A 14,714-nucleotide genomic window follows, 5' to 3' on the forward strand; every position below is an offset into this window, starting at 1 on the left:
GGCCGGGTTCCTATTTTTTATGGAATTGGCAGTTCAAAAAAATGGGTCTTTCTTTTTTTATAAAAACGGATTACGATATTGATTGAAGTTAGAGCTGAAAAGAACATATAAAAAGGGAGATTACTATGAACCCGGTTGCTTTAAGGCCCAAGGAGCGTTCCGCGCTTAGGATAAAGCTTGGCAAAATGTATTATACGTCCAGGCGCTATATGGGGTGGCTGTTGAACAGCAGTACATTCGCAAAGACGCGGCAAAGGGTCCTCCTGCCATATTCGGCATTCAGCCATCAGACCCCGTTGCTCAGGAAGCTGCAGGGAGTCGATATGTCTTACCAATATAATAAAATCCAGAACCTGAAGCTTGCGATCGAGCGGCTGAATGGGATCATCATCCAGCCAGGCGAGACGTTCTCGTATTGGAAGCTCATCGGAAGGCCAACAAAGAGCAAGGGATATGTGGACGGGATGGTGCTTCATTATGGGCGTTTCACGAAAGGGATTGGCGGCGGGCTTTGCCAGTTGTCCAACCTCATTTACTGGATGGCGCTCCATACGCCGTTGACTGTGACGGAAAGGCATCGCCACAGCTTCGATGTATTCCCGGATTCCAATCGGACGCAGCCATTCGGAAGCGGGGCAACATGTGCATACAACTATCTTGATCTCCAAATCAAAAATGAGACAGACGTGCCGTATCAGCTGCATGTCCGCCTGACCGATACGGATCTTGTCGGCGAGTGGAGAAGCGCCGAGCCGCAGCTTTATTCGTACCATATATATGAAAAAGAACATAGCATCACGCCTGCTTACTGGGGAGGCTATATCCGCCACAATGAACTTTGGCGCAAGGTTTATAACAGGAAACATAAGCTTGTTGAGGAAGAATTTATAACTGAAAACAATGCAATTATGATGTATGAGCCGCTGATTGAGCAGCGATCGATACGTTAATGAAGGCTGGCACCCGCTCCTGGTTGAAACAACAGCTATTCTAATAATTAAGGATTCTATCMCCTTATTAAACAACCTAGCCGATACAATCATTATCTGAACCTGCCAACGGTTATTCTTTATATGAAAGAAGGAAAATTGAATGTGGAAAAATTCCATTCATCAGGAGACGAGGCATCATACACAAACCTTGCTTCGAATGGCAATCAAAGTCGGAATTGTTTCTGCGGTCTTGTTTGGCTCTTATGCGCCATTTGCCGCTCCTGTGAGGGCAAGTGATTTAGGTGAAAAGGAAGTTGTCATTGTATATAAGAATGAAGATGGCAAGGAAAAAGTGCTTAATAACAGCATTGAGATAGACCACCAATTTAAAAACGTCCCGGCTGTCGCTGCGACATTGACCAATGCGGACGTAAATGAGCTGAAGAAAGATAAGGATATCGCCTATATAGAACCGAATGTTTCATTCAGTATTGTGGGTGAAGAGGACCAGTACGGGTTCCAGCAGGTCACTGGAAAGGCGAAAACCCGGACGGATGGCCTGACGGGGGCGGGAGTTAAAGTCGCGGTAATCGATTCTGGGATTTCCGCCCACGATGAACTTGTTATCGCAGGGGGCGTTTCAACTGTCGACTATACAGCATCGTATGATGACGACAACGGGCATGGCACCCATGTCTCAGGTATTATCGCGGCAAAAAGTGATGGAAAAGGCATGGTCGGGATTGCCCCAGATGTAAAACTGTATGCTGTTAAAGTGATGGGAGCCGACGGCAGCGGAACACTCGTGGACGTAATTGAGGGCCTCGACTGGGCAATCGCGAACGGAATGGATATCGTCAATATGAGCCTTGGGACGCCATCAGATTCACGAGTGCTTCATAGCCTTGTCGATACCGCCCGCCAAAAGAACATCATTGTCGTTGCGGCGGCAGGAAATGAAAGCACATCAGTATCTTATCCCGCCAAGTATGAGAGCGCTGTTGCGGTTTCCGCTGTCGATTCAACCAAGCGATTCGCATCGTTTTCCAATTTCGGTACGGAGATTGATTTTGCCGCGCCGGGAGTGGGAATCGTTAGCACGTATACTGGCAATCGATTCGCCCGGATGAGCGGTACTTCCCAGGCAGCGCCCCATGTAGCTGGCTTGCTTGCCGGCCTTAGGCAAAAGTATCCTGGCCAAACAGCGGGAGAGCTGATAGAAACGCTAAAGCTTTACACAGAGGATCTTGGCGCCATCGGGGTCGACAGCCTGTATGGAAACGGGTTGATTAATTACGGCGTTTATGTAGCTCCCGCTCCTGCTGCGACAGTGGAAACTCCAGCAGTGACGGAATCCGCTCCTCAGCCTGCGCCGGTGCCATCAGAAATCCAGGAACCAGTGCCAGTACCAGTACCTGCCCCGGTGGCAGCGCCGGTTCCCGAGCCTGCGCCAGCACCTGTACAAGCACCAGTATCTGAACCTGCGCCTGTCCCGGCACCACCTGTTTCTGCCCCGGCCCCGGTACCTTCGCCAACAGCGCCTGTGCCTCCGGTAGAGCAGCCTAAGCTTGCCCCTGATTCTTCAAAGGAAGAATGGGAAAAGAAAATCGCCGACTTGAACAACCGCCTTGCCAGCGCGCAAAAGGCGATGGATTTAAAAATAAACAGCCCCCAGCAGGCAACAAAAGAATTGGCGGCTGTAAATAAATCCCTTGCCTCTTTTAAAAAGGGTACGGTGTCCCAGCAGGCAACTGTGGAGTTCATTGGCAAATACCAGGCCATAATCAACGAATTTAACAAGGCAAAGAAAAAGCCATCCGCTTTGTCTGTTGTTTCAGTTTCGGTAAAAGTGTTCAGCGATAAGAGCGCGGACCAAAACCTGGTAAAGGCGTACATTAAACGAAATGTAAAGACGTCTGTTGACGCCCAAAAGGTAATAGATGAAATGGCAAGAAAGAAGTACAACACATCCTTAATGGTAAAAGTTAAAGCAGAGTTGGCAGCAGAAGAAAAGGCGAAAAAGAAATAAATGAATGGCCGCATGGGTTTGAATGCGGTTTTTTTTTGGTTGCTTAGGAAGCTTTAAAATTGAACATTGGTGGATAGCCTCTCCTTGGGGCATTAAAAGAGAATTTGACGCCCGAACAGCAGTGGACAGCCTTCTTCGGTCAATAAAAGAGGAATAAACCACTCCTTATGGTAAATAGCTAATCATTCAAAATCTGTAAGTGGTGTCACACACATCAAAATGAGCGACAAAGATTCTTCAACTTAGAAAAGACAGTTTTCCACTCGATTCCTCCAGTTAACACCTCCTTCCATTGCGGAGCACAAGAATTTTCTGTTATTATCAATAGTATTATGGTTGAACGGGAGGAATAGGAAATGTCGAGGATATCACTTGATCAGGTGCGGCATGTCGCCCATCTGGCAAGGCTTGAAATAAGCCAGGAAGAGGCAGAAATGTTCGCCCAGCAGCTGGATGCAATCATCGGGTTTGCTGAACAATTAAATGAATTGGACACAGAGGGCGTTGAGGCGACATCGCATGTTTTGCCGATGACCAACGTACTGAGGGAAGATAAAGCGGGGCAGGGCCTTCCACGGGAAGAAGTTTTGAAAAATGCTCCAGACCATGAAGATGGCTTTTTCCGTGTGCCGTCCATTTTAGGCGAATAAGGGGGAACGAACGTGAGCTTATTTGATCATTCACTTTCAGATTTACATAAACTTTTACAGAAAAAAGAACTAACCTCTCTCGACCTAGTCCAGGAATCGTATAAACGGATTGGCGAAGTTGAGGGTAAAGTTCAGGCGTTTCTCACTCTTGATGAAGAAAATGCCCGCCAAAAGGCGAAAGAACTCGATGCCAAGGGGCCAGGCACCATCCTTTCCGGGATGCCGATTGGGATTAAGGACAATATTGTGACAAAAGGCCTTAAAACGACATGTGCGAGCAAAATGCTCGAGAACTTTGACCCAATTTACAATGCAACGGTCATGGACAAGCTTAACCAGGCGGGTGCCATTGCAATCGGGAAGCTGAACATGGACGAGTTTGCGATGGGTTCTTCCAACGAAAACTCCCATTTCCAGGTAACAAGGAACCCATGGGACCTTGAAAGGGTGCCTGGTGGCTCTTCAGGCGGTTCGGCTGCGGCGGTCGCAGCTGGGGAGGTTTTATTCTCGCTCGGCTCCGATACAGGCGGATCGATTCGCCAGCCGGCTTCTTATTGCGGTGTTGTGGGCATGAAACCTACATATGGCCGAGTGTCACGCTATGGGCTTGTGGCATTCGCCTCATCGCTTGATCAGATTGGGCCGATTACGAGGAATGTTGAGGACAACGCCCATCTTTTAAGCGCGATTTGCGGCCTTGACCCAATGGATTCCACGTCCGCCAACGTCGAAGTCCCTGATTTCACAGCCGGTTTGACAGGCGATGTAAAAGGGATGAGAATTGGCGTGCCGAAAGAATACATGGGTGAAGGAATTGGCGAAGGAGTCAAAAGCGCCATCAAATCAGCTATGGAGATTCTTGAAAAGCAGGGAGCCGTTATCGAAGAGGTTTCCTTGCCGCACTCGAAATATGCTTTGTCGGCATATTATTTGCTGTCTTCATCAGAAGCATCGGCGAACCTGGCCCGTTTTGACGGGGTCCGCTACGGATACAGGACGGAAAATGCCGAGGACCTGATTGATTTATACAAAAAAACACGGGCGGAAGGCTTTGGCGATGAAGTAAAGCGCCGCATTATGCTGGGCACATTCGCGCTTAGCTCCGGCTACTACGATGCCTATTACAAAAAGGCGCAGAAAGCCAGGACATTGATCAAAAAGGATTTTGACGACGTGTTTGAAAAATACGATCTTATCATTGGCCCAACCGCCCCGACTCCGGCTTTTAAAATCGGCGAGAATGTTGATGATCCGCTCACGATGTATGCGAACGATATCCTGACAATCCCGGTCAACCTGGCAGGCGTACCGGCCCTGTCCTTGCCATGTGGATTTGAAAATGGCTTGCCGCTCGGTCTGCAACTCATCGGCCGTCCTTTTGATGAAAGTACCATCTACAGGGCAGCCCATGCGTTCGAGCAGGCAACAGACTATCATAAACAGCGGCCGGCGCTTTAGGGAGGTAATGGAAAATGAACTTTGAAACCGTCATTGGGCTTGAAGTCCATGTTGAATTAAAAACAGAGTCGAAGATTTTTTCGGACAGCCCGAACCATTTCGGCGCCGAGCCAAACTCGAATACATCCGTGATTGACCTGGCCTATCCGGGCGTCCTGCCGGTTCTGAACAAGAAAGCGGTCGAGTATGCCATCAAGGCCGCCATGGCACTGAATTGCGAGATTGCGCCTGTCACGAAATTTGACCGGAAGAACTATTTTTACCCCGATAACCCGAAGGCCTTCCAGATATCCCAGTTTGATAAGCCGATTGGCGAAAACGGCTGGATTGATATCGAAGTGAATGGCTACAAGAAGCGAATCGGAATCACAAGGCTGCATCTTGAGGAAGATGCAGGCAAGCTCAACCACGTAAAGGGCGCGTCACTCGTGGATTACAACCGCCAGGGAACGCCGCTCGTTGAAATCGTGTCTGAGCCGGACATCCGTACACCTGATGAGGCGTATGCGTATCTTGAAAAGCTGAAGTCCATCATCCTTTATACGGGCGTTTCCGATGTCAAAATGGAAGAAGGGTCGCTCCGCTGCGATGCGAATATCTCCATCCGTCCGGTTGGCCAGAAGGAATTCGGGACCAAAACGGAATTGAAAAACCTGAACTCGTTCAACTTTGTGCGCAGGGGGCTAGAGTTTGAAGAAAAGCGCCAGCGCGAGGTTGTCAGCGCGGGGGGGACCATCCAGCAGGAAACCCGCCGCTATGATGAAGCGACCGGTTCAACGCTTCTAATGCGTGTCAAAGAAGGCTCTGAAGACTACCGCTATTTCCCGGAACCTGATTTGCTCGATGTTGTTATCGATGAAGAGTGGAAGGCCCGCATCCAGGCGGAAATTCCCGAACTGCCTGACCAGCGTATTGAAAGGTATGTGTCGGAACTCGGCTTGCCGGAGTACGATGCGAAAGTTTTAACAGCGACGAGGGAAATGGCTGATTTCTTTGAAGCGTCGGTCAATGCCGGTGTGGACGCAAAGCAGGCATCGAACTGGCTAATGGGAGAGGTATCCGCATACTTGAAGGCTGAACAGAAGGAGCTCCACGAAACTGGGCTTACTCCGGAGAATTTGACTGGAATGATCACGCTGATTGAGAACGGAACGATTTCTTCCAAAATCGCTAAGACCGTGTTCAAGGAACTGATTGAGCATGGCGGCGACGCGGAGCAAATTGTGAAGGAAAAAGGGCTTGTCCAAATCTCGGACGAAGGCGCCCTTTTGAAAATTGTCAATGAAACGCTCGATGCCAACCCGCAATCCATTGAGGACTTTAAAGGCGGCAAAAGCAAAGCCATTGGCTTCCTCGTTGGCCAGATAATGAAGGCGACGAAGGGCCAGGCAAATCCACAGCTTGTGAATAAGATATTGGCGGAAGAAATTAAAAAACGATAAACTTTTTGCTGCAGCCGGTGGGGAAGGACCCGCCGGCTGTTTCTTTTTTTAAAAACATTGGTTTCCCATTAGCACGTAATTGCGGCATTGCTATCATAAATGGTTGTCGAATGATTGCACATTCAAGGCGACTGATTACGGCAATTTTTTTAGAGAGAATTTGGGGAATTATTATGTACGGTATTATTTTGGCAGAATTCAATCAAACGTTTGATTGAATTTAGGTTTGCCGAAGGATGCCGGAACTTAGGAATCAATAGTGTGGAAAACAGCTAGGTAAAAAGTTATAATTAAAGTAGGTAATTTGATACCGCCGAGCCGCCACTTGTATAAGCTTCCTGAGGCGGGGACACAGGTATCTGAAAGGATTCGGAATGCCATATTATAATCGGGATGTAGCTCAGCTTGGTAGAGACGAGCTGCGCTTCCCTGAAAAAGCTGCGAGTTGTACCCGCCGAGCCGCAACTTGCATAAGCTTCCTGAGGCGGGGACACAGGTACTTGAAAGGATTCGGAATGCCATTTTATATTCGGGATGTAGCTCAGCTTGGTAGAGCACTAGCATGGGGTGCTAGGGGTCGCAGGTTCGATTCCTGTCATCCCGATCTTAAAATAGCGTCCAACTCATTCAAAGCAATGGGTTGGGCGCTTTTTTACGTGCTGGCATTAAATCCAGGCAAATGAAATGAACTAAAAACCCTGATTCTTCCCTAACAAGAGGGTCGAATCAGGGTTTTATCATTCAAAAACATAATGTGTTTCTTAATATCTAATTAATCAGATGTGTTTTTTTAATTTTTTCCGAACTTTAGATTCAACTTTATCCAGCTGTTTTTCCTTAATGTAGTGTAATGGCTGTGGGTTAAACCATTTAATCTCCCCATTTTGGAAGAGGCCTCTGAACTGCTTTCCTTTATGATTTAATTCAAATTGATATCCTTCATGATACTGGTTTTTAAACAACGTTTTTTCTACATTTATTTTTGTAAACAAAGCAATCAACCTCCTGGAATTTTAATGGCTTTCCTGTTCCATGTTTAAATAATAGACTTTAAAAATGAGACAGACATAATAAGAACATTAAAATTTAATGAGATGCCAAGAGGAGTTTAGGATAAATTATGAAGGCATTTCTCTTTCGAGGTTCACAACTATGGTGGTTTTTTTAGGGATAAAGGAGATATTAATATTTTTATTTGCAGCTCGGAAAAGCAAAAAAATGCTTTCCAAAAAAATGCAAAGTAGTCATTATGCACTAAGTGAAAATTCACATGTTCACCCGTTTTTGTTTTCGACTATATAGTGCTTACTTACTGAATTGCCGGATTCCAGCCTGTTTGTATTGAGTTTTTTTATTATTTTAGTATTGTATTTTGTGTGCGTGATGATAGATAAAAATAAAAGAAGGGGAGACGCTGAATATGAAAAAGAACTTTTTGTATGCACTTTTAGCGGTATCTTTGATCTTTTTACTGGGAGCTTGCTCTGAACAGAAAAAGGATACCACTATATCAAAAAAGGAAGAAGCAACTGAGACAAAAGAAAATGAAGAAACAAAGTCAAATGATGCATCAACCGCTCAATGGTCTTACGAGGATAAAACAGGGCCTGAGCACTGGGGTAAATTGGATGCATCCTATTCAGCTTGTTTGAGAGGGAATGAACAATCGCCTATCAATATCGAATCAAATCAAGTAAAGCCGAGCAAAGAATTGGAAAACCTAGAAATTCAGTATGAGCCGACCAGCTTTTCAGTAGTCAACAACGGTCATACCATCCAGGCTAATCCTGAGGCACCAAGCAATAATATTGTTGTTGACGGAAAAGAATACAAACTTGTTCAATTCCATTTCCATACACCAAGTGAGCACCAATTCAATAATCAACACTTTGATATGGAGCTGCACCTTGTACACCAGAATGCGGATGGAAAGCTTGCCGTACTTGGTGTCATGATGAAAGAAGGAAAAGAGAACAAAGCGTTGGATTCCATTTGGAGTGTATTGCCAAAGAATGAAACAGAAAAAGAAATTGACGTGAAAGAACCTGTTGATTTACAAGCATTGCTGCCTTCAAATCAAACTTTTTTCAATTACGCCGGATCGTTAACGACCCCGCCGTGTACGGAAGAAGTGAACTGGATTGTTTTTGAAGAGCCGATTGAAATGTCAAAAGAACAATTGAAAAAATTCCAGGATATTTTCCCGGATAACCACCGTCCTGTTCAGCCTTTAAATGAGCGTGAAATCATTAAAGAAAGCTAATAATGCTGTAGGCATTAAGGCGCAAAGGCAACGGAGCCTGCCGCGAAAAACGGTACGGTAACGCCATTATATACACACAATATATGGGCGCTTCCTTTAAATAAGTAAAAACTAAAACCCCAAGGAATTAAGCACCTTGGGGTTTTTTATAATAATGAAAATGTTTTAGATTAACCGAATTCGATCACACGGTGGCAAATCTTTTCAACCAGCTTTGCTTCATGGCTGACAACGACGATTCCCATGTTTCTTGCTTTGGCGATTTCCAGTACGGCATGCCAGATTTGCGCTTGGGTAATGGCGTCAAGCATCGTTGTCATTTCATCCGCGATGAGAAAGCGGGTGTTTGGTCCTAGAGCACGGGCGACACAAAATCGCTGCAGCTCTCCGCCGGATAATTCATTCGGCCAGCGCCCCAGCCATTCCTGCTTAATGCCCAATAAATCCAGCAGCCCTTGATCAGGGTTCCAGCCTTCATGAAGCGTTTTTCCCATCTTCCAGCGGGGATTCACAGCTTTTTCGGGGTGTTGGAAAATCAGCTGGACAGGATTGTAGACGTTCCTCCTTAATGGTTCTCCATCAAGTAAAACCTTTCCTTCGACAGGCTGTTCGAAACCGGCCAAAATTCGGCAAAAAGTGGTTTTCCCGCGCCCGCTCGGTCCGGTGATTCCGACGATTTCGCCAGAATTCAAGGTTAAATTGATGCCTTGAAACAGCATCGGGCCATTTCCATAGTGGAATCCAATCTCTTTTGCTTCAATCTGCATGAATGCACCTCACCATCCCGTTTCTCAATTCTCTCATAGCCGGCAGGGCTACCTGACATTCGGGGGTAGCCAGCGGACAGCGGGGCGCGAACAAGCATCCTGTTGGCAATTCACTTGGATGTGGCTGTGAGCCCGGAATCGGGATGAAATCATTTTGCGGGAGCGCCCTCCATAATGCCTGAGTATAAGGGTGCCGGAGCGCCTCGCCCTTTCCAGTGAAATTTTCCGCCGGGGCAACTTCTACGGTCGTTCCCGCATAAAAAACGGCTATGTTGTCGGCGATTTTAAGGGCGGATTCGATATCGTGCGTAATGAACAACACTGCGCAGCCTTTGTCGGCAATCTCACGGATATTCGCCAATGCTTCTTTGATTACAACCGGATCGAGGCCTGGGGTAGGCTCATCGGCAATAATGACTTTTGCCCCGCTTACCATGGCGGTCGAGAGCAGCACCCTTCGTGCCATCCCGCCGGAAAGCTGGAACGGATACATCGTTTCGACTTCTTTTTTTAAGTGATAACGCTCAAATACTTCCCGCTGGCGCGCAGCCGCGTCTCCATTCTGGGCAGAAGTACGGACTTGTTTGCCGACGCGCATGAGCGGATCAAGAAAGTTAACCGATTGCGGCACAATCGCTATTTCCTTCCCTCTTAATGCCTTTTGACGGGCAGGAGTCAAGATCTCGCCCGCATATTTCATCGTACCGCTCGTGCTAGCATTGCCAGGAAGGATGCCGAGGATGGCATGTGCCAGCAGGCTTTTCCCCGACCCGCTCGCACCTACAACAGCAAGGATTTTGCCGGTCTCGAGAGTGATGCTTAAATTTGAAATCACCTGATGATGGACCTGTTTCAGGCCGGAAGTATATTGCTTAAAAGAAACGGATAAATTCTCTACTTCAAGGATAGCCATTGCTCAACCCCTCTACTAATCAACTGTACTCTATGAAAAATTATTATTGTCAATCGGACTCGGCGCAGGCCGATTATTCATCATGCGCCCTTGCCGGATCAATAAGCATTCTTAGATTTTCTCCAATGGAATCAAAGGTCCTCACGACCAGCAGCAGGCAAAGCCCTGGGAAGAAGGCGAGCCACCACATTCCTGAAGATAAATATTTCATCGATTCCGATAAAATAATGCCAATGGCCGGTTCGTGTGGAGACATCCCCAAGCCTAAAAATGTAACGGCCGCTTCATGCAAAATTACATGGGGGAACATGAGCATAAAGCCTATTAAAGCTTGCGGAAAGACATGCGGCAAAATGTGATGGAGGGCAATCCACCAATTCGATTTCCCCATGTTGCGGGACACTTGCACAAATTCCGCGGAGCGGACCTGCATCACCTCCGCCCGGATAACACGGGCCAAGCTTGGCCAATGGGTTACGGCAAGTCCAATCACTATCCCTTTAAACCCGCCACCCAATGTGAATGCAATCAAAATAAGGGTTACAAGGTGGGGGACGCTCAGGAAAAGGTCAATGAGCCATGAGATGATTGTATCCGCGGTTTTTCCCATTGTTGCTGCAGCCATTCCAAGGAATACAGCAATGGAAGCACTGCCAATCGCTCCAATCAAGCCAACCCAAATGCTTAAGGAGAGCCCCATAATGGTTCTTGTAAACATATCTCTTCCCAACCAGTCCGTGCCAAACCAATGGGCAGGGGATGGGGGCGAATTCCGATTTAAAAGGTTCGTGGCAATTTTTCCTTCATCCAATAAAAAGCTTCCAAGAATCACCGCGGCCAAATAAGCAAACGCAACAACAATCGAAACGAGTGTCTTCTTTCTTCTATTCAGAGAGAGAATCATATGGAACGCCCCTCTCTCATTCGTGGATCCAAAACAAGATAAATGAAATCCGCGAGTAAATTTCCGGCAAAAACAAACAGCGTGCTGAATATAACCAATCCCAATAAAAGAGGAACATCGCCTCTCAGGCCAGCCTCTACCGTAGCCTGTCCCAATCCTGGATATGAAAAGACTTGCTCGGCCAGCACAGCTCCGCCGAACAATTCGCTAAAAGCGGCGAATTGCAAGGTGATTGCCGGCAAGGCCACATTCCGTAATCCATGTCGCCAAAAGAGGGTGAAGCCATGTTCACCCCTGGCCCTTGCGAATAAAATATAATCACTTGCAAGAACATCAATCAGCTTCTGCCTCGTATGCATCGCAATATTCGCAACGCCAATCACACTCAGGGTAAGCGCTGGAAGGATGAGGTGCCTGATCTTATCGGCTAATGTAACATCTTCGGCAAGAACCCCTGCCGGAACGCCCATTCCAATCGGGAACCATTTTAGCCATACGGCAAAAACGATAAGAAAGAGAAGCCCCATCCAAAAAGTTGGAGTTGAGGCCAGTGTAAAACAGTACCATTTAATTAACCGATCGACCCATGTGCCCTTTTTCATCGCTGCGATAACGCCCATGAAAAATCCGATGATTCCCGATAAAACCCAGGCAGCAAGCATAAGGGCCAGTGAATTAAGGAACCTCTCACCAATGATGTCGGCAACAGGGCGGCGAAACATCATGGATGTACCCAAATCTCCCTTCATCAGGGATGATGCCCAATGAAAGAATTGCACCATTAAAGGCTGGTCAAGGCCCCAATAGCTTGCTATGATCTCCCGCTGCTCGGGGCCGACCTTTAACATATCGGCGCCAATATATGCCTGAATTGGGTCAATTGGAGAATTTTTTATTAAAAGAAAGGAAATGAGACAAATGGCGAAAAGCAATGTCGCCATCCTTACTCCTTTCAGAATGAGGAATTTTCCTATATGTTTACCCACTGTTACTTCATCCACTTCCATTCAGCAATGTTATCCGTCGCTGGCCAGCCATGCCCATGGACGTGGATTCTTTGTTCTCCGATATCCAATCCATCTTTCACCAAGTACAGGTGGTTAATATTCACCAGCCATGCCCACGGAGCATCGCCTTTCGCACTCAGGCCGGTTGTTCCATCCCATTGGGCTTTTTTCCAGAATTCAATTGCTTCTTTTTCGTTTAAAGCATGAAGAGCCTTTTCAAAGTACGAATCTACCGTTTTATTTTGATAAAAACCAGTGTTATAGAACTCTACTCCGGCATTTTTCCCACTATAAATATTCACCATTTCGTGAGGATCGTGGCTTCCCCAACCAAGAAGAACGGCATTGGAATGCATATTCTTTTCAATTACATCCCAGCTTCCGCCTTCCAATTTTATATTGATGCCAAGAGGTTTCATCATATCCGCGACAGAGATGGCCAGCGATTGCCGAATCGCGTCATTAGCCGGGTAATAAAGGGTGAACTCTGCTTTCAGAGATTCTTTTTCGAGTATGCCGTCTCCGTCGTTATCCTTCCACCCGGCCTTTTTTAAAAGTTTCCTGGCCCCTTCCATATCACCGTCTTCAATGACCGTATCCCGGTTCCACCATGGAAGCCCATCCACTGACGTATAGGCTGGTGTGCCTTGTCCTTCCAGCACCCCATCGACAAGCGCCTGCCGGTCAACAGCCATATTGATGGCATGGCGGATTGCCGGGTCGGCTGTCACATCATTGCCAATTGGGCTCCCTTTTTCCGTGAATTCCCCGGATTTTACTACAGGGAAGGCAATTCCGCGATTATCGACTGTTTCAATGGACTCCAGCCGCATGCCGGGAACTTTCTGTTTGCTGAAAGCGGGCGGTATAGAGGCCAGGTCAACAACGCCTGCCTGGGCAGCGGCGAAAGATGCATCCTCGCTTAAAAAGAGAAAGGTGATTTTTTTAAAATAAGGCTGCTTGCCATAATACTCTGGATTGGCCTTTATAATGAGCTGCTGTCCCTTGTCCCACTGAACGAGCTGGAATGGCCCGGAACCTACGGGATTCTCGGCATAATCCGGGCCATAGGCATGTTTTGGGACAATTCCAGTCCCGATTAACGTATTGACAAAAGTCGATTGTGGTTCTTTTAGTGTGAACTTCACTGTATATTCGTCTGCCGCCTCAACTCTGTCCAATATACTCAAATCGACGACTGATCCGCTATTTGCGGCTGTTTCAAAGGTAAATACGACATCCTCGGCGGTTAAAGGCTTGCCATCCGAGAATTTCACATCCTTACGCAAGGTTACCGTCCAAACATTGCCATCTTCATTTACTTCATACCCGGTTGCCAGATCATGGACAATGTTAAGCTTGTCATCCCTTTTTAGCAGTGTGCTCTGGAAGAGTGGTGAGCCGTAGCGCCCCCATCCCGTCGTCGGATCAAATCCTGTTTCAGGTTCCGATCCGAAGGCCAGCACAAGCTCATCTCTTTTCCCTTCGTTGGTTTTTGCATTTGCCCCACTCGGCTTGGATTGGGTACAGCCTGCGAGAACAAAGGAAAAAATGACCGTGGCCAATATAATCATTTTCGATCGTTTCTTTCTCAAAAAAACTCCCCCATTTATGTAGCGATTTTTAAAATGAATTAAATATTTTCTATCGGCGCCGCTGTGAATTTTCCATACTGGACGCCTCTTAAACTGGTTAGCTTATTGCTCAGCAGTTGAATTTCCTTCGCTTTCCCTTTTACGATAATGAGCTCGAGGCAATTTGTATGGTTGAGGTGGAAGTGAGTGGTAGACATAATGAGGTCGTGCATCTCATGCTGGACTTTAGTCAGTTCTTCCAATAAATTTCGTTTGTGGTGGTCATAGAATAGCAGGATGCTCCCTGCAACAATTTGATCATCTTTTTCCCATGAATGTTGGAACAGAGCATCGCGGACAAGATCACGAATCGCTTCGGAGCGATTTTCATACCCTCTTTGCTTAACCAAATGGTCAAACTTTCGGACTAAATGCCCCTCCATTGATATCCCAAATCGTTTTAATGTTGAATCTTCCATCGTTTCCTCCCAAATTCTTTTTCCGTGAGTTCGGTGACACTTTTTGAAACATTCGTAACACAAACAATCGCAGTTGTCACTGAAAAAGGACATTTATATAGTATAATCCTTACTTCAATTATTCAACCTTTATGCAAACTAAATAAGATAAATGCTATGATTTTTCTATAATGAATGGATTCCCCACTGTCGTGTTACAAAATTAAATAAAGGTAGTACTAAAGCGTAATATAGGCACTTTTACATAGTTTATTTTTCTGAACCGAGGGAAGAACCCTGTGTGCAACAAGTTGCAT

13 protein-coding genes and 1 tRNA gene are annotated in these 14,714 nt (G+C 46.6%); 7 read left to right on the plus strand and 7 right to left on the minus strand.

Annotation, left to right across the window (positions count from 1 at the left end; all coding sequences use genetic code 11):
- The first annotated feature begins 125 nt into the window (after positions 1–125).
- The 6 genes from ADU24_RS01155 (at position 126) to ADU24_RS01180 (ending at position 7,115) form a co-directional block, all read left to right on the plus strand.
- Positions 126–950, plus strand: coding sequence for a VanW family protein (locus ADU24_RS01155; RefSeq protein WP_053364913.1), 825 nt, complete (start codon positions 126–128; stop codon positions 948–950).
- A gap of 142 nt (positions 951–1,092) precedes the next feature.
- Entirely contained in the window at positions 1,093–2,961 is a 1,869-nt protein-coding gene (locus tag ADU24_RS01160) for a S8 family peptidase (protein ID WP_053364914.1), read from the plus strand.
- 356 nt (positions 2,962–3,317) lie between these two features.
- Positions 3,318–3,611 (plus strand): Asp-tRNA(Asn)/Glu-tRNA(Gln) amidotransferase subunit GatC, encoded by a 294-nt coding sequence (gene gatC, locus ADU24_RS01165; protein WP_053364915.1) that lies wholly within the window; start codon positions 3,318–3,320, stop codon positions 3,609–3,611.
- 12 nt (positions 3,612–3,623) lie between these two features.
- Positions 3,624–5,069 (plus strand): Asp-tRNA(Asn)/Glu-tRNA(Gln) amidotransferase subunit GatA, encoded by a 1,446-nt coding sequence (gene gatA, locus ADU24_RS01170; protein ID WP_053364916.1) that lies wholly within the window; start codon positions 3,624–3,626, stop codon positions 5,067–5,069.
- A gap of 14 nt (positions 5,070–5,083) precedes the next feature.
- On the plus strand, positions 5,084–6,511 hold the full coding sequence (gene gatB, locus ADU24_RS01175) for an Asp-tRNA(Asn)/Glu-tRNA(Gln) amidotransferase subunit GatB (RefSeq protein WP_053364917.1): 1,428 nt from the start codon (positions 5,084–5,086) through the stop codon (positions 6,509–6,511).
- Between the two features lie 530 nt (positions 6,512–7,041).
- A tRNA-Pro gene (locus ADU24_RS01180) sits at positions 7,042–7,115 on the plus strand.
- A 172-nt stretch (positions 7,116–7,287) separates the two neighbouring features.
- On the opposite strand, the gene ADU24_RS01185 is transcribed toward ADU24_RS01180, so the two are convergent.
- Positions 7,288–7,503, minus strand: a complete 216-nt coding sequence (locus ADU24_RS01185; RefSeq protein WP_053364918.1) for a hypothetical protein — start codon at positions 7,501–7,503, stop codon at positions 7,288–7,290.
- Positions 7,504–7,931: 428 nt separating this feature from the next.
- On the opposite strand from ADU24_RS01185, the gene ADU24_RS01190 reads away from it, so the two are divergent.
- Positions 7,932–8,774, plus strand: coding sequence for a carbonic anhydrase (locus tag ADU24_RS01190; RefSeq protein ID WP_053364919.1), 843 nt, complete (start codon positions 7,932–7,934; stop codon positions 8,772–8,774).
- Between the two features lie 170 nt (positions 8,775–8,944).
- Here the strand turns inward: ADU24_RS01190 and ADU24_RS01195 are convergent, their stop codons facing one another.
- The 6 genes from ADU24_RS01195 to nikR form a co-directional block, all read right to left on the minus strand.
- Positions 8,945–9,541 carry an ABC transporter ATP-binding protein gene (locus tag ADU24_RS01195; RefSeq protein WP_053364920.1) on the minus strand — a complete coding sequence of 199 codons (597 nt, stop codon included), beginning with the start codon at positions 9,539–9,541 and terminating at the stop codon, positions 8,945–8,947.
- Positions 9,531–10,454, minus strand: a complete 924-nt coding sequence (locus ADU24_RS01200) for an ABC transporter ATP-binding protein (RefSeq protein ID WP_053364921.1) — start codon at positions 10,452–10,454, stop codon at positions 9,531–9,533. Before ADU24_RS01200 ends, ADU24_RS01195 begins: the two co-directional genes overlap by 11 nt.
- 73 nt (positions 10,455–10,527) lie before the next feature.
- Entirely contained in the window at positions 10,528–11,358 is an 831-nt protein-coding gene (locus ADU24_RS01205; protein ID WP_053364922.1) for an ABC transporter permease, read from the minus strand.
- A complete protein-coding gene (locus tag ADU24_RS01210; protein ID WP_442853731.1) occupies positions 11,355–12,344 on the minus strand; it encodes an ABC transporter permease in 990 nt (329 codons plus the stop codon). Before ADU24_RS01210 ends, ADU24_RS01205 begins: the two co-directional genes overlap by 4 nt.
- A gap of 2 nt (positions 12,345–12,346) precedes the next feature.
- A complete protein-coding gene (locus tag ADU24_RS01215) occupies positions 12,347–13,939 on the minus strand; it encodes an ABC transporter substrate-binding protein (protein ID WP_053368718.1) in 1,593 nt (530 codons plus the stop codon).
- Positions 13,940–13,998: 59 nt separating this feature from the next.
- Positions 13,999–14,418, minus strand: a complete 420-nt coding sequence (nikR, locus tag ADU24_RS01220) for a nickel-responsive transcriptional regulator NikR (protein ID WP_053364924.1) — start codon at positions 14,416–14,418, stop codon at positions 13,999–14,001.
- Positions 14,419–14,714: the final 296 nt, after the last annotated feature.

It is taken from the genome of Bacillus sp. FJAT-27245 (assembly GCF_001273955.1).
In the GTDB taxonomy this organism is placed as follows: Bacteria; Bacillota; Bacilli; order Bacillales; family Cytobacillaceae; genus Bacillus_D.